The 19,625-nt window shown below is 65.2% G+C and carries 17 protein-coding genes; 10 read left to right on the top strand and 7 right to left on the bottom strand.

Annotated elements, in window-relative coordinates:
- Positions 1 to 15 precede the first annotated feature (15 nt).
- Both E3227_RS04410 and E3227_RS04405 read right to left on the bottom strand, forming a co-directional pair.
- Positions 16 to 1,509 (bottom strand): DUF1846 domain-containing protein, encoded by a 1,494-nt coding sequence (locus tag E3227_RS04410; RefSeq protein WP_144317678.1) that lies wholly within the window; start codon positions 1,507 to 1,509, stop codon positions 16 to 18.
- A 128-nt stretch (positions 1,510 to 1,637) separates the two neighbouring features.
- The gene (locus E3227_RS04405; protein ID WP_144317677.1) at positions 1,638 to 3,845 is read right to left on the bottom strand and encodes a malate synthase G; all 2,208 of its coding nucleotides are present in this window, start codon (positions 3,843 to 3,845) and stop codon (positions 1,638 to 1,640) included.
- Positions 3,846 to 4,281: 436 nt separating this feature from the next.
- On the opposite strand from E3227_RS04405, the gene aceA reads away from it, so the two are divergent.
- The 4 genes from aceA (at position 4,282) to E3227_RS04385 (ending at position 8,759) form a co-directional block, all read left to right on the top strand.
- A complete protein-coding gene (gene aceA / locus E3227_RS04400) occupies positions 4,282 to 5,577 on the top strand; it encodes an isocitrate lyase (protein WP_006841268.1) in 1,296 nt (431 codons plus the stop codon).
- Positions 5,578 to 5,684: 107 nt separating this feature from the next.
- The gene (gene rraA, locus E3227_RS04395; RefSeq protein ID WP_006841269.1) at positions 5,685 to 6,167 is read left to right on the top strand and encodes a ribonuclease E activity regulator RraA; all 483 of its coding nucleotides are present in this window, start codon (positions 5,685 to 5,687) and stop codon (positions 6,165 to 6,167) included.
- A gap of 10 nt (positions 6,168 to 6,177) precedes the next feature.
- Positions 6,178 to 6,972: an Fpg/Nei family DNA glycosylase gene (locus E3227_RS04390; RefSeq protein ID WP_144317676.1), complete on the top strand. Its 795-nt coding sequence runs from the start codon at positions 6,178 to 6,180 to the stop codon at positions 6,970 to 6,972.
- A 341-nt stretch (positions 6,973 to 7,313) separates the two neighbouring features.
- Positions 7,314 to 8,759, top strand: coding sequence for a bifunctional ADP-dependent NAD(P)H-hydrate dehydratase/NAD(P)H-hydrate epimerase (locus E3227_RS04385; protein ID WP_144317675.1), 1,446 nt, complete (start codon positions 7,314 to 7,316; stop codon positions 8,757 to 8,759).
- On the opposite strand, the gene E3227_RS04380 is transcribed toward E3227_RS04385, so the two are convergent.
- Together E3227_RS04380 and E3227_RS04375 are read right to left on the bottom strand one after the other, a co-directional pair.
- Entirely contained in the window at positions 8,751 to 9,689 is a 939-nt protein-coding gene (locus tag E3227_RS04380) for an Ldh family oxidoreductase (protein WP_144317674.1), read from the bottom strand. The genes E3227_RS04385 and E3227_RS04380 overlap by 9 nt on opposite strands.
- Positions 9,690 to 9,776: 87 nt before the next feature.
- A complete protein-coding gene (locus E3227_RS04375) occupies positions 9,777 to 10,217 on the bottom strand; it encodes a hypothetical protein (RefSeq protein ID WP_211346251.1) in 441 nt (146 codons plus the stop codon).
- A gap of 73 nt (positions 10,218 to 10,290) precedes the next feature.
- On the opposite strand from E3227_RS04375, the gene E3227_RS04370 reads away from it, so the two are divergent.
- Complete coding sequence (locus tag E3227_RS04370; RefSeq protein ID WP_144317673.1) at positions 10,291 to 10,740, top strand: hypothetical protein; 450 nt, start codon at positions 10,291 to 10,293, stop codon at positions 10,738 to 10,740.
- A 189-nt stretch (positions 10,741 to 10,929) separates the two neighbouring features.
- Complete coding sequence (locus E3227_RS04365) at positions 10,930 to 12,048, top strand: MFS transporter (RefSeq protein WP_144318591.1); 1,119 nt, start codon at positions 10,930 to 10,932, stop codon at positions 12,046 to 12,048.
- Positions 12,049 to 12,591: 543 nt separating this feature from the next.
- Here E3227_RS04365 and E3227_RS04355 read toward each other — a convergent pair.
- Together E3227_RS04355 and E3227_RS04350 are read right to left on the bottom strand one after the other, a co-directional pair.
- Positions 12,592 to 13,251 (bottom strand): ABC transporter ATP-binding protein, encoded by a 660-nt coding sequence (locus E3227_RS04355; protein WP_144317672.1) that lies wholly within the window; start codon positions 13,249 to 13,251, stop codon positions 12,592 to 12,594.
- Complete coding sequence (locus E3227_RS04350; RefSeq protein ID WP_144317671.1) at positions 13,252 to 14,232, bottom strand: FtsX-like permease family protein; 981 nt, start codon at positions 14,230 to 14,232, stop codon at positions 13,252 to 13,254.
- 454 nt (positions 14,233 to 14,686) lie between these two features.
- Here E3227_RS04350 and E3227_RS04345 point away from each other — a divergent pair, with 454 nt between their 5' ends.
- Genes E3227_RS04345 through E3227_RS04335 form a run of 3 tightly spaced genes read left to right on the top strand, consistent with a single transcriptional unit; the run spans position 14,687 to position 17,323 of the window.
- On the top strand, positions 14,687 to 15,808 hold the full coding sequence (locus E3227_RS04345; protein ID WP_144317670.1) for a sensor histidine kinase: 1,122 nt from the start codon (positions 14,687 to 14,689) through the stop codon (positions 15,806 to 15,808).
- 2 nt (positions 15,809 to 15,810) lie between these two features.
- Positions 15,811 to 16,416: a response regulator gene (locus E3227_RS04340; protein WP_144317669.1), complete on the top strand. Its 606-nt coding sequence runs from the start codon at positions 15,811 to 15,813 to the stop codon at positions 16,414 to 16,416.
- Between the two features lie 10 nt (positions 16,417 to 16,426).
- Entirely contained in the window at positions 16,427 to 17,323 is an 897-nt protein-coding gene (locus E3227_RS04335) for a ribokinase (protein ID WP_144317668.1), read from the top strand.
- On the opposite strand, the gene E3227_RS04330 is transcribed toward E3227_RS04335, so the two are convergent.
- The gene (locus tag E3227_RS04330) at positions 17,324 to 18,502 is read right to left on the bottom strand and encodes a multidrug effflux MFS transporter (RefSeq protein WP_246062760.1); all 1,179 of its coding nucleotides are present in this window, start codon (positions 18,500 to 18,502) and stop codon (positions 17,324 to 17,326) included.
- A 52-nt stretch (positions 18,503 to 18,554) separates the two neighbouring features.
- On the opposite strand from E3227_RS04330, the gene E3227_RS04325 reads away from it, so the two are divergent.
- Entirely contained in the window at positions 18,555 to 19,616 is a 1,062-nt protein-coding gene (locus tag E3227_RS04325; RefSeq protein ID WP_144317666.1) for a pirin family protein, read from the top strand.
- Positions 19,617 to 19,625 lie beyond the last annotated feature (9 nt).

Here is a 19,625-nt window from a genome sequence, read left to right as displayed (position 1 = left end):
ACCTGCGTGGTCGCTCTACTTCTTGTGGTAGAGGGCCTTCTTCCAGTACTTCGGCTCGGAGGTGACAAGCACGCCGAGGCTGCGGAAGATGCCCTCGTCCACGGAGCCGAGGATGGTCGTGGTGTGCGCGTCGCAACCGCGCAGCTGAGGCAGCTGTTCGAGAGCGCGGGCAGCCGACGGGTTGTGCGTCGCGGAGGCCGACAGCGCGATGAGCACTTCGTCGGTGTGCAGGCGCGGGTTCGCCGAGCCCAGGTAGGTGGTTTTCAGCGATTGAATCGGTTCGATCGAATCCGGCGACAACAGGTGCAGCTCGGGCGGGATGCCGGCGAGCTCTTTCAACGCGTTGAGCAGCACAGCCGCAGACGGGCCGAGCAGGTCTGAGGTCTTGCCGGTGACGATGCGGCCGTTCGGCAGCTCCAGCGCGGCCCCGGGCTGCCCGGTCACCTCGGCGACCTCGAGCGCCGGGGCGACGACGGTGCGCATCGACACCGCCAGATCCGCCTTGCGCACGACGTTGGAGATACGGTCGGAGAAGGCGGAGTCGCGGTCGGTGCGGCGCTCGTCGACACGCTCCTTGAGATAGCGGCGAATGATCTCCTGTTCGGCGGCGTGGCGGCAAGCGGTGTCGTCGGAGATGCAGTAGCCGGCCATGTTGACGCCCATGTCCGTCGGCGACTGGTAGGGCTCTTCGCCGGTGACTTCCTTGAGCAGCGACTTTAAGAGAGGGAACACCTCGACGTCGCGGTTGTAGCTGGAGACCTGCTCGCCGTAGGCCTCGAGGTGGTACTGGTCGATGACGTTGATGTCGTCGAGATCCGCAGTGGCGGCCTCGTAGGCCAGGTTCACCGGGTGCGACAGCGGGAGGTTCCAGATGGGGAAGGTCTCGAACTTGGCGTATCCTGCGGGGATGCCGCGCTTGTGCGCGTGGTAAATCTGGGACAGGCAGGTCGCGAGCTTGCCGGAACCGGGCCCCGGGGCCGTCATGACGATGAGGTCGCGCGTGGTTTCGGCGTACTCGTTGAGCCCGAAGCCCTCATCGGAGACGATTCGGGCGGTGTCGTTGGGGTAGCCCGGGATAACGCGGTGGCGCGATACCTTCAGGCCGAGGCGCTCGAGGCGCTCCACGAAAGCTTCGGCCGGGGCGTTGCCCGGCTCAAGCTGCGTGACTACCACGTTGTCCACCAGGAATCCCCTTTCGCGGAAGACGTCGACAAGGCGCAGCACGTCGTCTTCGTAGGTGATGCCCAGATCCGCGCGGATCTTCTGGCGCAGGATGTCCTGGGCGTTGACGCACACCATGATCTCAACCTCATCATTAATGCGCTCGAGCATGGCGATCTTGTTGTCCGGGGTGAATCCGGGCAGGACGCGGGAGGCGTGGTGATCGTCGAAAAGCTTGCCCCCCATTTCCAGATACAACTTTCCACCTATATCTGCACGCCGGGCACTGATGTGTTCCGACTGCATCTCGATGTACTTGTCTCGGTCAAAACCAATGGTGTACGGCATATACCAGTCCTTTCGCGTGGCAACGACAGAAGTCTAGCGCGCACGCGTGACGACGCCCGCACCCGACGACCAGGATATTGGTCGCCTTACAGGTGCGGGCGTTGGCCTAGGCGTCGAGAAGCGGGTGCTTAAGCGATACCGTGAATGGCCTTGAACTCGCGGCGCTTTGCGTGCAGGATCGGCTCGGTGTAGCCCGACGGCGACTCGGTGCCCTTCAGGATCAGGTCCTTTGCGGCCTGGAAGCCCACGGACTGATCGAAGTCAGCGGCCATCGGCAGGTAGTTTGCATCCCCAGCGTTCTGCTCGTCGACGACCTTCGCCATGCGCTCAAGAGACTCGATGACCTGGTCCTCGGTGACCACGCCGTGGACCAACCAGTTAGCCAGGATCTGCGAGGAGATACGCAGCGTGGCGCGGTCCTCCATCAGGTCGACGTTGTGGATGTCCGGGACCTTGGAGCAGCCGACGCCCTGTTCAACCCAGCGCACCACGTAGCCGAGGATGGACTGGCAGTTGTTGTCCAGCTCCTCGCGCTTTTCCTCATCGGACCAGTTGTCACCCTCGGCGACCGGCACCGTCAAGATGTCGCGCAAGCTGTCGCGGCGGCCGGCGGCGCGCAGCTCCTCCTGCACGTCAAACACATCAACCTGGTGGTAGTGAGTGGCGTGCAGGGTCGCACCCGTCGGGGACGGAACCCACGCGGTGTTCGCACCCTCCTTGGGCTGGCCGATCTTCTTCTCCACCATCGCGGCCATGTGCTCGGTCTCGGCCCACATGCCCTTGCCGATCTGGGCGCGGCCCGGCAGGCCGTGCTCGATGCCGGCATCGACGTTGTTGTTCTCGTAAGCCTGCTTCCATGCGGCGGTCTGCAAACCGGCCTTGCGCACGAACGGGCCCGCGTACATGGAGGTGTGGATCTCATCGCCGGTGCGGTCCAGGAAGCCGGTGTTGATAAACACCAGGCGGTCTGCCGCGGCGTTGATGCAGGCATCGAGGTTGACGGAGGTGCGGCGCTCCTCATCCATCACGCCGACCTTGACCGTAAAGCGCGGCAGTCCGAGGATCTGCTCGACGCGGTCGAAGATCTCGTTGGTGAAGGCGACTTCCTCCGGGCCGTGCTGCTTCGGCTTGACGATGTACATCGAGCCGGTGCGCGAGTTGCGGTGCGGGTTGTCCTCGCGCAGGCCAGGAATGGCGGACGCGACGGTGATGATGCCGTCGAGCAGGCCCTCCGGCACCTCCTCGCCGTCGACGAGGATCGCCGGGGTGGTCATCAGGTGGCCGACGTTGCGGCACAGCATCATCGCGCGGCCGTGGAGGCGAACCTCCTCGCCGTCCTTGGATGTGTAGAAAAGGTCGTCTTCCTGGGTGCGCTCGAAGGACTTGTCGCCCTTGGCGACGGTCTCCGAAATGTCGCCCTTGTTCAGGCCGAACCAAGTGGCGTAGGCCGCGGCCTTGTCCGAGCCGTCGACCGCGGCGGAAGAGTCCTCGAAGTCCATGATCGAGCTCACGGCTGCCTCAAGCACAACGTCCTTGACATGAGCTTTATCGCCCTTGCCCACCGGGTGCTCGGAGTCGATCTGGATCAGGATGTGCAGGCCGTTGTTGCGCAGCACGATCGCCTCGGGGTTCTCAACATCGCCCTGGAAGCCGACGTAGACCTCGGGGGCAGCCAGCGCAACCGCGCGGCCGTCGACCGTGGCGGAGAAACTGCCGCCGGAGACGGAGTACTTCTCCACATCGGCGTGGCTTGCACCGTCAAGCGGGACGGCCTTGTCCAGGAAGTCGCGGGCCCACGCGATGACCTTGTCGCCGCGCACCGGGTTGTAGCCCTTGCCCGGCTCTGCGCCACCGTCCTCAGAAATAACGTCGGTGCCGTAAAGGGCGTCGTACAGCGAGCCGAAGCGGGCGTTGGCCGCGTTGATGGCGAAACGCGGGTTGGTAATCGGCACAACGAGCTGCGGGCCGGCGACCTCGGCGAACTCGGGGTCGACGTTTTTGGTGCGGATCTGGGTCTCGCGCGGCTGGTCGACGAGGTAGCCGATCTCACGCAGGAACTGCTCGTGCTGCTTCGGATCTGGCTGGCCGGGGTTAGCGCGGTAGTACTCATCAAGCTGGCGCTGCAAGTCATCGCGGCGCTCGAGGAGGGCCTTGTTCTTCGGGGTCAGGTCCGCGAAGTAACGCGCGGTCTCAGCCCAGAAAGTGTCGGCGTCCATCCCGATCTCCGGCAGGAGAGAGTTGTTGACGAAATCGTGCAGGGGCTTAGCCACCTGGAGGCCGGCGACCTCGACACGTTCGGTGCGGTCTTCGTGGGCGCTAAACGTAGGCGTAGTCATAAAATGCGCATTCCTTTCGGCAGTGTTGCTGCAGTGTTGCGTAGGACTTTCTACCCGAGGTTAGTGAGGCGGGTCACGGAAGTAAACGAGATGCTTGGCTTCGCAACCCTCTACTACCCCCGTTCGGTTTTTGGTTTACCCCGCGCCCGTTACCGCTACGGCCATTTACACCCCCTGAGGCTTTGCGCTGTAAACAGTTTGAAAAAGCGCGCAACCAGCAGAACTCTCATTGGGAGGCCAGAAGATGCGGGGGTGGAACTTCGCAAACTTAACAGATCTGGCCCGTCCCCCCGTGCGAAAGCTAACACAGGAGAGATATTGACGAAGATCACCCCCACAGCAATACTGGTTACAACGTCACCCGCTTAGTGTCTCAATTCACAGACGGCGGGATCGGCTCGCAGAAACACAATCTTTCCCATTGAAAGGGGCAAGTATGACCACCAACACCGGCAAGGCACGTACCGCAGCAGAGATCCAGAAGGACTGGGACGAGAACCCCCGTTGGGCCGGCGTCCAGCGCGACTACACCGCCGAGCAGGTTGAGAAGCTGCAGGGCACCGTCGTCGAGGAGCACACGCTGGCAAAGCGCGGCGCTGAGATCCTCTGGGAGGGTGTCAACCAGGGCGATGGCAAGTACATCCACGCTCTCGGCGCTCTGACCGGTAACCAGGCTGTGCAGCAGGTCCGCGGTGGCCTCAAGGCCATCTACCTTTCCGGCTGGCAGGTCGCAGGTGACGCCAACCTCTCCGGCCACACCTACCCGGACCAGTCCCTGTACCCGGCCAACTCCGTTCCGAACGTCGTTCGCCGCGTTAACAACGCAATGCTGCGCGCCGACGAGATCGCCCGCGTCGAGGGCGACGACTCCGTCGACAACTGGGTTGTCCCGGTCGTCGCCGACGGCGAGGCCGGCTTCGGTGGCGCTCTGAACGTTTACGAGCTGCAGAAGGCCATGATCGCAGCGGGTGCCGCTGGTACCCACTGGGAGGACCAGCTCGCTTCCGAGAAGAAGTGCGGCCACCTCGGTGGCAAGGTTCTCATCCCGACGCAGCAGCACATCCGCACCTTGACCTCCGCTCGCCTGGCTGCCGACGTTGCCAACACCCCGACGGTTGTCATCGCCCGTACCGACGCTGAGGCCGCAACCCTGATCACCTCCGACGTTGACGAGCGTGACCAGCAGTTCCTGACCGGTGAGAAGTCCGCTGAGGGTTACTACTACGTCAAGAACGGCATCGAGCCCTGCATCGCCCGTGCGAAGAGCTACGCTCCCTACGCTGACCTGATTTGGATGGAAACCGGCACCCCGGATCTCGAGCTGGCCAAGAAGTTCTCCGAGGCTGTCAAGGCCGAGTTCCCGGATCAGCTGCTCGCCTACAACTGCTCCCCGTCCTTCAACTGGTCCGCGCACCTCTCCCCGGAGGAGATCGCGAAGTTCCAGAAGGAGCTCGGCGCCATGGGCTTCGCCTTCCAGTTCATCACCCTGGCTGGCTTCCACTCCCTCAACTACGGCATGTTCGACCTGGCTCACGGCTACGCACGCGAGGGCATGACCGCCTTCGTCGACCTGCAGAACCGCGAGTTCAAGGCTGCCGAGGAGCGCGGCTTCACCGCCGTCAAGCACCAGCGCGAGGTTGGCGCTGGCTACTTCGACTCCATCGCCACCACGGTCGACCCGAACACCTCCACCGCAGCCCTGAAGGGCTCCACCGAGGAGTCTCAGTTCTAGTCATCCGCTAGGAAAGAGCACGTAAGAGAGGGGAAGCCTGGACAAGGGCTTCCCCTCTTTTGCTTTCCCGCAACGATTGAAAGGAGAGTTTTCCAATGCCCTCATGCATGGCAACAGCAGATATCGCCGATCTCTACGGCGACCAGGAGCAGCTCGCAAGCTGCGACACCCAATTCACCAACTACGGCGGCCACACCGAGTTCTGTGGAGAGATCGTCACCATTAAGTGCTTCCAGGACAACGGACTGGTGAAGAAGACGCTGAACTCCCCCGGCAACGGCCGCGTCCTCGTCGTTGACGGCCACGGCGGGCTGCACACCGCGCTGATGGGTGACATGATCGCCCAGGCTGGCGTGGACAACGGCTGGGCGGGCGTTGTCATCAACGGCGCAATCCGCGACTCTGCTGAGGTTGCGAAGATGCCGTTCGGCTGCAAGGCGCTGGGCACGAACCCGCGCAAGTCGAACAAGGATGGCGCGGGCGAGGTCAACGTCCAGGTCACCTTCGGCGGCGTCGTGTTCCACCCGGGGCACTTCCTCTACGCCGACGCCGACGGCGTCGTGGTCACGGCGGAGCCCATCGACCACTAAACTGGCTCGAATGCCCGAAGGCCACGTCATACACCGGCTCGCCGCGCACCTGAACTCCGGGTTCCGCGGCGGGCCGCTGTCTGTGTCCTCCCCGCAGGGCCGCTTCGATGCCTCGCCTATCGACGCCTCCTCGCTCACCCTGGCCGAAGCCCACGGCAAGCACCTGTTTATCTGCTTCTCGACCGGGCACATTGTCTACATTCACCTGGGCCTGATCGGCAGCTTGCGCTTCGAGCCGGCGCGTGACGTGTGGGGCCAGATCCGCCTGCGCATCGTCGCAGGCGACGTGGCCGCGAACCTTCGCGGACCACAATTTTGCCGCTACGTCTCCCCCGCCGAAATGCAGGCAATCCTCGATCGCACAGGAGAGGACCCGCTGCGTGACGACGCCTCACCCGACGCCCTATTCGCACGCGTGGGGGCGTCGAAACGCACGATTGGCTCGCTCATGATGGACCAAAAGCTCTTCGCCGGTGTGGGCAACATCTACCGCGCCGAGGCCCTCTTCCGCCAGGGCGTCTCCCCCTTTGTGCCGGGATGTCAGCTGGCCCGCGAGGACTTCGACGCGGTCTGGGCGGATCTGGTTTCGCTGATGCGCTACGGCGTCGAGCATGGCCGGATCGATACCGTGCGCGACGAACATACCCCCGAAGCGATGGGGCGCGACCCGCGCAAGGACGACCACGGCGGGGAAGTGTACGTCTACCGACGCACGGGCGAGCCCTGTTTTGTGTGCGGCGAGCCGATCGCGGTGCGCAAAGTGGAGGGGCGCAACCTGTTCTGGTGCCCCAAATGCCAGGGGTAGGTGACGCTATTGTCCCTGCTTGTAGATTCTGTAGAGCAGCACCGCGATGGCGATGGGCAGCGCAGGGATCGCGATGACGGCGGCGATGGTGAGAAGGATGATGAGAACTTCCGAAATACCCATGGGTTCGACTGTACGCCCCCCTTGGGTGTGACAGATGTTGCTCGCCCCGGAATCTGACCTGGGGAAACTCCCCAATGATGCGCCATCTTTGCAACTATTGTCACTACGCCACCTCCGAGTGTGACAGATGTTGCTCGCCCCGGAATCTGACCTGGGGGAACACCGAAACAGAGTGCGATCCCTGCAACATTTGTCACTACCCCACCTACAGTGGCCTCATGAGCAACCTCGCCTACACCGCTGACCAGATCCGCGCCGCGGAAGCGCCCCTGCTCGACGCGCAGGAGCACCCCAACCAGCTGATGCAAGCCGCCGCGCACCAGGTGTTCAGGGTCGCGCGGGAGTTAGCTGCCAAGGGCAGGGTTGTGCTGCTCGTAGGCAAGGGCGGCAACGGCGGCGACGCACTCTACGCCGGCGCCGAGCTCGCGATGTCCGGGTGCAAGGTCGACGCATGGCTAGCTTTCGATACCGCCCAGTCACGCGCGCTGGAGGCATTCCGCAACGCCGGCGGCGCCCTCGTCGACAGTTTAGAAGGCGACTACGACCTGGTCATCGACGGCATCCTCGGACTCGGTGGCGCCGGCGACCTGCCGTGGACGCTGTCTTTTAATGCCCCGATCCTCTCCATCGACGTGCCCAGCGGGATCAGCGCCGACACCGGTGAGCGCGGCGCCAATCACCTCACCGCCGATTACACAATCACCTTCGGCGGGTGGCGCCTCGCCCACGCACTGGCACCAGAGTGCGGCGTCCAGCTCCTCGCCGACATCGGCGGTCTCGCCGCGCAGCTCGCGACCTCCCCCGGCACACCGATCTACCGCGCGAGCGGCCCCGAAACTGCCTGGCCAGACGGCATCACCCAGCTCGGCGCCCCAACTCTCGGAACCTCCGAGCCCGGCTTCTACGACGACAAGTACACCGGCGGGGTTGTCGGTATCCGGGCGGGCAGCGGCACCTACCCCGGCGCGGCGATCCTGTGCACCGCCGGCGCTGTCGCTGCCACGCCGGGCATGGTGCGCTACGCGGGCCCGCAGGCGCTGGAAGTCGTGCGCGCACACCCTGAGGTCGTCGCCACGGACTCGATCGACAGCGCCGGGCGCGTCCAGGCCTGGGTGTTCGGCCCCGGCGCAGGCACCGACGCCGAGGCCGCGCGCGACCTCGAGCACATTCTGGGCACGCAGCTGCCGGTGCTTATCGACGCCGACGGGCTGACACTGCTGGAAAAGCACGCCCACCTGCGACAACATGTACTCTCAAGGGGGAACCCTACAGTTGTGACCCCCCACGATGGCGAGTTCGCACGACTGCGACAGACACTAGAACTGAACGAGACAGACCGCCTCCACGGGACCCGAGAGCTCGCCGAAGCGATGGGCTGCACTGTGGTTCGCAAGGGTCGCGCCACCATCATTGCGTACCCCGACGGCCCAGCCGAGGTCGTTGATACCGGCTCGTCCTGGGCCGCGACCCCCGGCTCCGGCGATGTGCTCGCCGGCATCATGGGCGCGCGGATTGCACGCGACGGGGTCGAGCGCCTGCACGAGTCCGTGCTCGTGCACGGGGAGGCTGCGGCGCTCGCTGCTCGGACGGAGTTTGGCGTCGCGCAGACGTCGGCAAGCGACATTGCTCGCCGCATTCGGGCGGCGACGGCGAAGTTAAGCTAGCTTTTCCCAGGTCGCATCGTCGATGTCAAGCTCGGCGGGAGCGGGACGGGTGCGGCCCGGGATGTAGACCTCGTGCTCGTCGGCGAGCGTCGCGAGGTGTGCCTGCAGGCGTCCGAGGGCACCCGCTCCGAAAAAGTCCGGGTCGATGACCAGCGCGAACAGCCCCACGCGCGGTGGCTCATCACCCCTATTCGCAGCGCTTTTCGACGACTCCCCGCCCGCCAACATCGCCAGCATTTCAAACACGAGCGCGAGGTTCCCGCCGCGGTGGCCCCCATTGGGCAGCAGCGCACCCTCGTCGACAGCGACACTGGCATCGTCCGTTGGCCGGCCCGCGGCGTCAACGGCCCACCCCTGCGGCAGCGGCTCCCCGCGCTCGGCGTGCTGGCGCACCCGCATAAACGCCGCCGGCGTCGCGGCCTGATCCACCACCATGGCCTCGGGGATTCCGAATGTCACAGGGTTTGTGCCGACGACGCGCTCGCCCGAGGCGTTGAGCGTGACCAGGGCGGGTGAGTTCGTCGTGGTCAAGCTGATCAGCCCGTGGCGAGCAAAAAAGCGCGCATACCACCCGAGCTCCCCGGTGGTATAGGTCTTACCAACCGCGGCGACGGCGACACCGTTCGTGCGCGCGATGTCGAGGAGCTGGTCGCGGTGCTTTTCCAGCGCGAACTGTGCCAGCCCGTCGTCGGCGTCAATGGCTAGCACGCTGCCGCACGCCGTCGCAGTGGGGTTAGCTTGGCCGTTGATGCTGCTGTTATCCAGCGCGGAGAGGTACGTGAGCAGGTGAAACGCGCCGTGGCTTGGCTTGCCAGCGAGTTCGGCGTCGAGAAACACGCCAGCCGAGGACTCTGCCTGCTCCTCGCTCATGCCGTGGGCGCGCAGGGCGTCGAAGAAGGTGGTGCGGACCGTGTCGATGTCGAGCTTCATAGCCTCCAAGGTAGTGGGTTCGCGTGGGTGGAGATTGCGAGATGCATTTGCGGCGACTTACAGAGTGAAATGCAATGCAAATGCAATCTACGTGAAATCAACCAGAGCATAAAGGAAAGCGCGCTTGTCTGCGGGATCCTTCTCGGACGTTACTTCACCCTCTTGGATCAATTGTTGCAATGCTCGGTACGTTTGGTTTTCCGTAACACCGACTGCTTGGGCGATCGCGGATCGACGACTCGGCTCACGCAACTCCTGTAATGCCGCGCGCACCGCCTCCCGATCCTTAGGCCGAGCGTGCGCGGCCGTTTCGGCCCTCGAGACTATACCTCGCTGCTCATTCAACTGTCTCCCTAGAACGTACTTGGTTCCTCGCCCAGAGCCGGTCACGTGCGCCAAGCCGAAACGCACGAGCTCCTGCAGCTCATCGCGTGCCTCGACCGAATCCATCGGGAAGCGCGACCGGTAATCCGAGTTTGAGACGTCCTCGCCGTTTCGCATCGCCACAAGAGCGTGTTTCTGCGCCACTGAGAGGGACTCTACGGCGGGCAGAGTGTTCAACCATTCAATGTCGGTGGTAGGAAGCACACTCGAATCCAAAGTGACAGCTGGCGAAGTGACACTAACACGCACCTACTTCCTCGCACGGAAAGAAGACCTGCGACGCTGCTACGAGCGCTACCTGGAGCGCATCGAACGCGTCAAACAGTTCACGCGGGTCTACCTCATCGCCAACGAAGAAGTGCCAGAATCGAGCGAACTCGCCCGTGAAAACCTCCTGTCCGATTTGCGTGCTCAGAGCGATGATTCGCTCGTCGAAGACGAGTGGGGCCTCTACAGCTACGCCACCGCGCTACGCAGCCTCGACGAACCCATCGCCCCCCAACCTCCGTCTCGCGCCTGTGGGAAGACCTCCTACTTGCAGACGAGGAAGAACTCCCCCGCTCATTCATTAGCCAGGTCAGCTTCGCCTTCATGTCGCGGCCCGATTAGCTTGTCGGGAAGCTGCATTTTACAAGCGCCTGCTACCAATGAAGCTGGAGGCCGATAACCTCGGCGCACCTTGAAGATCTCAGCGCAATATGGGTGCCTCACACGACACGGATTCCGGATCTTCACCCTGCCACCTGACCGCACTAACGCCCACACGGGTCGACAACCCGAATGTGCCTCCACCCCGGCACACCACAGCGCGCTGCGTTAGTGTGTGCGGGTGAGAAATATCGTGCCCCTGTCAGCAATGGGCTTTGCGGCGTTCGTCTACGTGACCTTCGAGACCTTCACTGTCGGCCTGATCACCCCGATGGCCGCCGACCTGCGCGTCTCCGAAGGCCAGATCGGGCTGCTCATGTCGGTCTACGCAGGCATCGTGGCCGTAGTGACCATTCCGCTGATGCACTACACGCGCCGCTTCAACCGCCGCCCGCTCTACATCGCCACCCTCGGATTCCTGCTCACGGGCGTGGTCCTGCAGGCCATCGCGCCGAACTACGCCGTGTTGGTCATCGCGCGCGTGACGGCGGCACTAACGCACGGGTTGTTCTGGTCGCTGGTCAACCCGATGGCCGCGCGCCTCGGCGGCAAGGGCCACACCGGCCAAGCCGTGGCCGTGGTGTCGATGGGGTCGACGATGGCGCTGGTTGCGGGTTCACCGTCGGTGGCGTTCATCGGCGATCTCATCGGGTGGCGCGGGGCGACCTGGTCGCTGGGATCGCTCGTCATCGCCTCTTTTGTGGTGCTTGTCGCCACGCTGCCGTCCATGCCCGCGATTGAGCCGGATACCACGGCGGAGAAACCCTCGCGCTCGGCGATCCCCTCGCTGATTGCGTATTTGGGCCTCGCGGTCACCGCGCTGTTTACCACCTACACCTACCTCGGACTGTTCGTGGAGACCACCTCGGGACGCCAGTGGGTGCCTGTCGGTTTGGCGATTTACGGGCTCATCGGCATCGTGGGGGTGCTGTGGGCGGGCCGGCGCGTTGACTTGCGCCCAATTCGGCTCAACGTCGTACCGACGGTGCTCATGGTCCTTGCCGCGGCACTCGGCCTTATCGCCCTTTCCACTGCCGGGCCAGGCTCTGTCACTGCGGCGTTTAGCTCGATCGCTTTTCTGGGCCTTGCCGCAGGCGCCTTGCCGACGGTCGCTACCACCGTGTTCCTCATCGCCGGCGGGCCGAACCAGGACCGAGCCTCCGCGATCTACGTGGTCACGTTCCAGGTCGGCATCGCCGCCGGGTCCGCGCTGGGAGCCGCGGCCGTCGATGCCGGAGTGCTCGCTGGAACGCTCGTTGTCACCGCAGTCTCGGCCAGCTTGGCCGGCCTCACCGTCTCCCTGTGGTCCCGACCGATCTTGCGGTAGCATTCACGCTCGAGGAAGCACACGGAAAGGTCCTGAGATGTCACGTCGCGCTTGCGTTGCCGGAGCATTTAGTGCCCTTGTCGCCCTCGGCGTGGCTGCATGCTCCTCACCCACTCCAGCTGATCCGCAACCTTCGACTTTGGTTGTGACGTCGACCCTGGTCACCTCGGCATCAGTCCCTACAGCGGTGCACACCGTCCCCGCGGAGCCCTCCCCTGAAGCTTCCGCCGACCGGGGGTTCTCTGAGCAACCCGGGACCCCCGCGAATTTCAACGGCCAAGCCGTCACCGTCTGCAGTTCGGGTGATGGGTGGGGAATCTCCGAATTGGCGGTGAATGAGAATACCAGCTGCCCATTCGGCTTTAGCGTCCTCGACGCCATGACAAAGGGGGTCCCCAGCACCGAAAACATTCGGGATTATCTTCCGCGGTCCGTCGAGGCCCACAGCCCCACCACCGGCCAAACGTATTCCATGAGCTGTCGGGATAACGGCGCAGGCATCATCACCTGCACGGGCGGCAACAACGCTGAGGTTATCCTCCACTAATTCGCCGGCACACCCGCAAGGTCCACGATTCGCCCGTCCTTGACCTCGACAACGCGGTCGCGCTCCGAGATGAGGGAGCGGTCGTGGGTGACAAACGCGCAGGCGATGTTGTTTTGCTCCACGAGGGTGCGCAGGAGGGTGACAATCTCGTGGCTGCGCTCGGAGTCGAGCGCGGCGGTGGGTTCGTCGGCAAGCACGAGCTCCGGCTCACCCATTAGGGCGCGGGCGATGCCCACGCGCTGGCGTTGACCGCCGGAGAGCTGCTCCATGCGGCGGCCGCCCAGGCCCTCGAGGCCGACGACGGCAAGGAGCTCTTCGGCGCGATCGGCGCGCGGGGAGATCCCCCGCATGTGGTCGGTGACCAGCAGCTGCTCGCGGACGTTGAGTGCCTTGATCAGGTTGGCCTGCTGGAAGATCATGCCAATCTTCTCCAGACGGATCTTGTCGGAGACCGGGGAGCCGCTCACCAACACCGTGCCCGAATCGGGCGTGATCAGGCCGGCCGCAGCAGAGAGCAGCGTGGACTTGCCGGAGCCAGACTCGCCGACGATGAAGGTGAGTTCTCCTGGCTGGGCGCTGAAGGATACGTTGTCCAGTGCGGTGAGCGTGCGCTCACCGTCGGGGAAAGTAACGGTTACGTTTTCGATGGTGAGCATTTAAGCGATACCTCCAAGTGCTTGCTGCGGGTCAATTTTGGTGATGGAGCGAGTGGCCAGCCAGGCGCCGGCCATGCCGAGCACCCACAGAGCCAGCTGCGGGCCGATGATGCTGAGCACGCTCAGGCTGAACGGGGCGACCTGCGCGGCGGCCAGCCCGAGCCCCAGGGCGATGATCCCGCCGCCGATGACACCGACCGCGAGGATGAGCGCGGCCTGGCCGAGGGCGTCTTTACGCAGGTAGGCGCTCGATGCGCCGAGTGCGCGCAGGATCGACAGGTCGCGGGTGCGCTGGATGGTCCACACCGTGAGGAAGGCCACCGTGACCAGCGCTGCAATGGCGTAGAGGAAGCCCTGGATCAGTTTCAGGGAGCCCTGCTCGGAACCGTACGCCGGAAGCGCGTTGAAGGACTCCCTCACGCTCATGCCCGAATCATCGCTGTTGAGCAGCACCGTGCCAGCGGCCTCGGTGTGCATCGCCGCCTGCCAGGTCTCAGTGGGCACCCACAGCACCGGCGAGTGCGAATAGTACAGGTCATCTGCGGTTTCGTCGACGCTAATCGACGCCCCGCCGACGCCAATCTCCTCCCCCTCGGTCAGACCAAGGGAGCTGGAGGCGACGGCGGTGTCGCCCAGGGTCACGCCGGTGGGCAGCACCGTTCCCTTGGGCAGTCCGAGCACCGCGGCGGAGATTTCAGTGCCGTCTTCGGTTGTGAGCATCGTCTGCCCGGTGCCCAGCGGCGTGGAGCCGGCCGGGACCTCGTCGGCGGGGATACGGGAGGTGGAGTAGGACGGTTCGTCCATGTCGTTGAAGGTGACGGATTGGGGGTCGAGCGCTTCGAGCGCGGATGTGTTTTGCTTGCCCAGGCCCGCGGTGAGCCCCGTCAGCATGACGACGAGCAACGTAATCAGTCCGACCACACCGACGATGAGGCTGAAGCGGCCAAGGGCGCCTTTGATTTCTCTGATTCCTACGAACATGGCTCAAGTATGGCCTTGAACAGGGCTTTTACACATCGTCAGCGCGGTTGAACCTTGAATCAACCGATCGGTTGATTGCGGTTAGGCAGCTTGGTGACTTGTGGGTGGGTTGTGGAGGACACGGCTTACAGGCTCTGCCCTAGTACGCGACGTGACGGCGGTGTATCCGTGGCCTCGCCCTACCCATGTCCTGCGACATAACAGCGCAGTTTGGACTGCGCAATTTAGCGAGTTGAGACGGCAAAACCCCAGGTCGCGAAAAGCCTGTGCGCGTAAATTGCGCAGTGCATAGTGCGCGGTGGCCTGGCAGGGCGCCGCGGCGATGGTGAACGGGCGGGTACTTCCGAAAACTCGACGCTATCCGAACAACCATGGATTCTTTGCAACAGCCGAGCCCGGACCACGGCCTACTCCCCCGTTCTCGCAGCACCCGCGCAGGCTACTGTGGGAAACCGTGAGCAACACCAACCGGATCCTCGTCTTTTTGCGCGTCAGCCTGCACGTGCTGGTCGCGGTGCTGCTGGCGGTCGGGCTCGCCGGTGCGCTGCAGGAGGGCATGAACGTCGCTGCGCTGTGCTTGGGCGCGCTGTTTGCCGTGGTCTACCTTGTGGGCACCGTCTACCACAACGAGGGCAAGCCCTACCCGCTGGCGGCTGCGTGGGCATGGCTGGCCGTGATTACCGCCCTGTGGGTGGCTCTAACGTGGGTCTCCCCCACCTTCGTCTGGCTGGAATTTCCGCTGGTCATCCTGGTGAGCTACCTGTTTCCCGTCGTTCCAGGGTTGCTCATCTCCGCGGTGATCCTGGGCTGCACGCTCACTGTCACCGCCCCGGAAAGCGGCGTCGGTGGCATCGTCGGGCCGACGATCGGCACTGCCATGGCGCTGCTGATATACCATTCCTACTCCGCACTGCGTCGCGAGGCGGACCACTACAAGCAGCTGGTAGTGGACCTGCAGGCCGCGCAGATGGAGCTCGCCGCCGCGGAGCACTCCGCGGGTGTTTCCGCCGAGCGCGCCCGGATGTCGAGGGAGGTCCACGACACCATCGCTCAGGGTCTAAGCTCGATCGTCCTGCTCGGCAGGGCGTTGGACAAGCAGCTCGGGGATACCGCCTCGGCGCGCGAGACGCTCAACACTATCCGCTCCACGGCCGCCGACAGCCTGACGGAGGCGCGGCGCATCGTCGCGGGCGACGCTGGCCCGCTCGAGCCGCTGCCGGTACGCGTCGAGCGGCTCGCTGATGCTGCGCAGCAACGCCAGCGCGCGCTCGGATCGCACATTGAGGTGCGCGTCAACGTGGTTGACCTGCCCGAACCCGCCGCGAACGTCGTCGAGCGCGTTGTGCGCGAGGGCTTGAGCAACATCGTGCGCCACGCAGGCGCGACCCAGGCCGTGGTCACGGTGGATAGGCTGGGCGACCAGGCCACCGTCGACGTCTACGACAACGGCCGCGGCATCACCGGCGAAGAGGGCTTCGGCCTGCGTGGGCTGCGCGAACGCCTGCGCGAAGCCGGGGGAAAGCTCACCATCGAGGGCAACGTGCTTGCCGCCACGCTGCCGGTTAAGGAGCGCTAGCCATGATCAGGGTCATGCTTATCGACGACCACCCCATCGTCCGCGCCGGCCTTCGCGCGGTGCTCGACTCCTTCGGCGACGTCCACGTCGTAGCCGAGGGCGCGTCCGGTGCCGCGATCGACGAAATGCCCGAGGGCGTCGACCTCGTAGTCACCGACATCCAGATGCCCGAAATCGACGGCATCGAGGTCACCCGCCGCCTCGTCGCCGCGGGCGGGCCCCCGGTGCTCATCCTGACCACCTACGACGCCCAGGCTGACGTGCTGGCCGCTGTGGAGGCCGGGGCGCTCGGTTACATGCTCAAGGATGCCCCCGAAGCGGAGCTGCACGCCGCGATCCTGCAAGCGGCGGCCGGCCAGCGGGTTCTTTCGCCGCAAATCGCCGGCGTGCTCGCCGAGCGCGTCATGCACCCCGACGAGGCACTGTCCACCCGCGAGATCGAGATTTTGCAGGCGCTGCAAACGGGCGCGCCGAACAGGGAAATCGCCAGCTCACTGTTTATTTCCGAGGCGACGGTGAAGACGCACCTGATCCACATCTATTCCAAGTTGGGGGTGGACAACCGCACTGCGGCCGTCGATAAGGCTCGCGAGCGGCGAATTATCTAAGTTGGCGGGCATGGCAACTGTCACTGTCGTAGGATCGATCAACGCCGATCTGGTCGTTGAGGTCGACCGCCACCCGCGCCCCGGTGAGACTCTGCTGGGCAGCGGTGGGGAGGTCTCGGCGGGCGGCAAGGGGGCCAACCAGGCCGTGGCCTGCGCCAAACTGGGCACGCAGGTGTGCATGGTTGGAGCGGTCGGCACCGACGCCTACGCCGAGGAAGCACTCAAGTACCTGCGCACGTCGGGGGTGGAGCTCAGCGACGTGTCCGCGGTCGACGGGCCGACGGGCCTTGCCGTGATCACCGTCGACAGCAGCGGCGAGAACACCATCGTCGTCGTCAGCGGGGCAAACGCGCAGGTAGACGGAGGCTTTGTCGACGCCCGGCGCGGTGCAGTCGAGGGTGCCGAGGTGGTCGTCGTACAGGGCGAGATCCCGGCGAGCGGGTTTTCCGCCGCGGTCCAACTCGCCACCGGCCGCGTGGTGGTCAACCTCGCGCCCGTCATCGACGTCGAGCGCGCCGACCTGCTGCGGGCCGATCCCTTGGTGGCCAACGAGCACGAAGCGGGGCTGATTCTCACCCAGCTCGGCGAGCTGCAGCCTCCCGCCACGGAGGAGGAGAAGGCGGCGGTGCTGCTCGCGCAGGGTTTTGCCTCCGTCGTGATCACCCGCGGCGCGGGAGGTGCCGTTGTCGGCCACGGCGACACGATCACGCCGATCCCCGCCCCGCGGGTCGAGGCCATCGATACCACCGGCGCGGGCGACGCCTTCGTCGGCGCGATCGCCGCCCGCCTCGCCCACGGAGCTTCGCTTGTCGACGCCTCCGCGTACGCATCCCGCGTCGCAGCGCTGTCTACCACCCGCCGCGGCACACAAAGCGCCTATCCCACCGCGGCCGACGAGCTACCCTAACTACTCCGCCCGGCGCGTCAGGGTCGCCAGCGCCACCAGCGCGATGCCGGAGCACGCGATGATGGAAATACCCATCGCCAGCATGGGGTTTGTTCCCAGCGCGACCAGCGGCGGGATCGCACCGGCCACCACGTACTGGAAGAACCCCATCGCGCCGCTCCCCGCGCCCGCGCCGATGTCGCGCACCGAGTCCACGCCCAGCGCCGTGGCGTTGGCCATGATAAACCCGGCCATGAGCGACAGAACCGCCAGCGTGGGGACGACGAGGACCAGCGTCGGGTTGGACAGCGCCTGGGGGACGAGGAGGGCGCCGGCGAGGGCGTCGATAAGCAACGCGGCGATGAGAGCCCGGCGCGGGTCGGTGCGCGTGACCACGCGCATGTTCATCGCGTTCGACAGCGGGATCAGCATGGCCATGGAGCCGAAGATCACCGCGAAGGCCGTGGGGGAGACGCCGAGCTGGCGCTGCATCACCAGCGGCGAGCCCGAAATGTAGGAAAACAGCGCGCCGAAGCCCAGGCCCGAGGCCAGCATGTAGCCGACGAACGCGGGGCGGGCCAGGCAGCGCGCGATGCGGGGAAACAACCCGCGCAACGCCCTGGACGAGCGCATCTGCGGCGGCAGGGTTTCCGGCACGACGCGGAAGGCCACGAGCGTTTGCACGGCGTTGAGGACCACTAAGGCCCAGAAAATGCCGCGCCACCCCACGGCCGGCAGCAGCACACCACCGATCACTGGCGCGATCGCCGGCACGAAACCGGTAATCGCCATGAGCGCGGAGAACATCCGCGCAGCTTCGCGGCCGCGCGCGATATCGGGAACCACGGCGCGCGCGACCACCATCATCGAACCGCCGGCAAGGCCCTGGATCACACGGGCGGCGACGAGCAGCTCGATAGACGGGGCGATAGCGCACAGCACCGACGCCGCGAAGAAACACACCGAGGCGATCATGATCGGGCGTTTGCGGCCCGTGCTGTCGGATAAGGCTCCGAATAGCAGGTTGCCCACCGCCATACCCAGCATGAAGCCGGTGATGGTCAACTGCGCCATCGCCGGGGTCGTTCCCAGGTCCTCCTGTAGGGTCGGCAACCCCGGCAGGTACATGTCGATGCCGAAGGGGCCGACCGCGGACAACAACGCGAGGGCGACAAGAAGGCTACGGCTAATGGAGTTCACTGATTCATCTCTACCCGGATTAAAGCACCCTGGCAAAAGGTAACCTTGGGCCATGAGCAACCTCGAGACAGCGCCATCCGAGTACCAGCTGACAACCGGCGGTGGAGCGGTGCCGGACGGGCAATGCCCTGGTGTGGACGTGGAAATCATCACCGCCCGCGAGGTGCCCCTCGGCGGACCCCGCGCGCTGACCGTGCGCCGCACTCTGCCGCAGCGCAAGCGCTCCCTGATCGGCGCGTGGTGCTTCGTGGACCACTACGGCCCCGACGACGTTGCAGCCACCGGCGGCATGGACGTCGCCCCGCACCCGCACACCGGTTTGCAGACCGTGTCCTGGCTGTTTTCCGGTGAGATCCAGCACATCGACTCCGGCGGCAACCGCGGGATCGTCCGCCCCGCCGAGATCAACCTCATGACCTCCGGCTACGGCATCTGTCACTCCGAGACGTCCACGCCCGAAACCACCACGCTTCACGGCGTGCAGCTTTGGCTCGCCCTGCCCGAAACGGCGCGCAGCACCGCGCCGCGCCAGTTCGAGCACTACGCGCCCAACGCACTTTCGCTTGACGACGCCTCCAGCTCCACAGCACACGTATTCATCGGCAATCTGCTCGGGCAGAGAAGCCCGATTGAGACGTTTACCTCGCTCGTCGGCGCGCAGTTCCGCCTCGCGCCGGGCGACAGCGTGACCTTCGCCGTCGATCCCGCCTTCGAGCACGGCGTCCTGGCGGACGTTGACGGCCTGGCTCTGGAGGGCGTAAGCCTGCCGCGCGGTGCGATCGGCTACACCGGAGTCGGCGCCACCGAGCTGAACCTGACCAACACCACCGACGCCGAGGCGCTGGCCGTGCTGATCGGCGGCGAGCCATTTACCGAGGACATCCTTATGTGGTGGAACTTCGTCGGCCGCGACCACGCCGAGATCGTCGAAGCACGCAACCAGTGGCAGGAGCGCTCCGAGCGCTTCGGGGTTGTAGAGGGCTACGTTGGCCGTGGCGGGCCCGACGCCAACGCCGACGGGATGGCGTGGCTGCCGGCGCCGGAGCTGCCCAACGCCGAGATCAGGCCGCGGGTCAACCCCGCGCCCGTCGCGCGCGGGGAGGACGAAAACTAGCTGCACGTG

The organism is Corynebacterium sanguinis (assembly GCF_007641235.1).
GTDB lineage: Bacteria > Actinomycetota > Actinomycetes > Mycobacteriales > Mycobacteriaceae > Corynebacterium > Corynebacterium sanguinis.
This window is presented reverse-complemented; position numbering and strand designations above follow the sequence as displayed.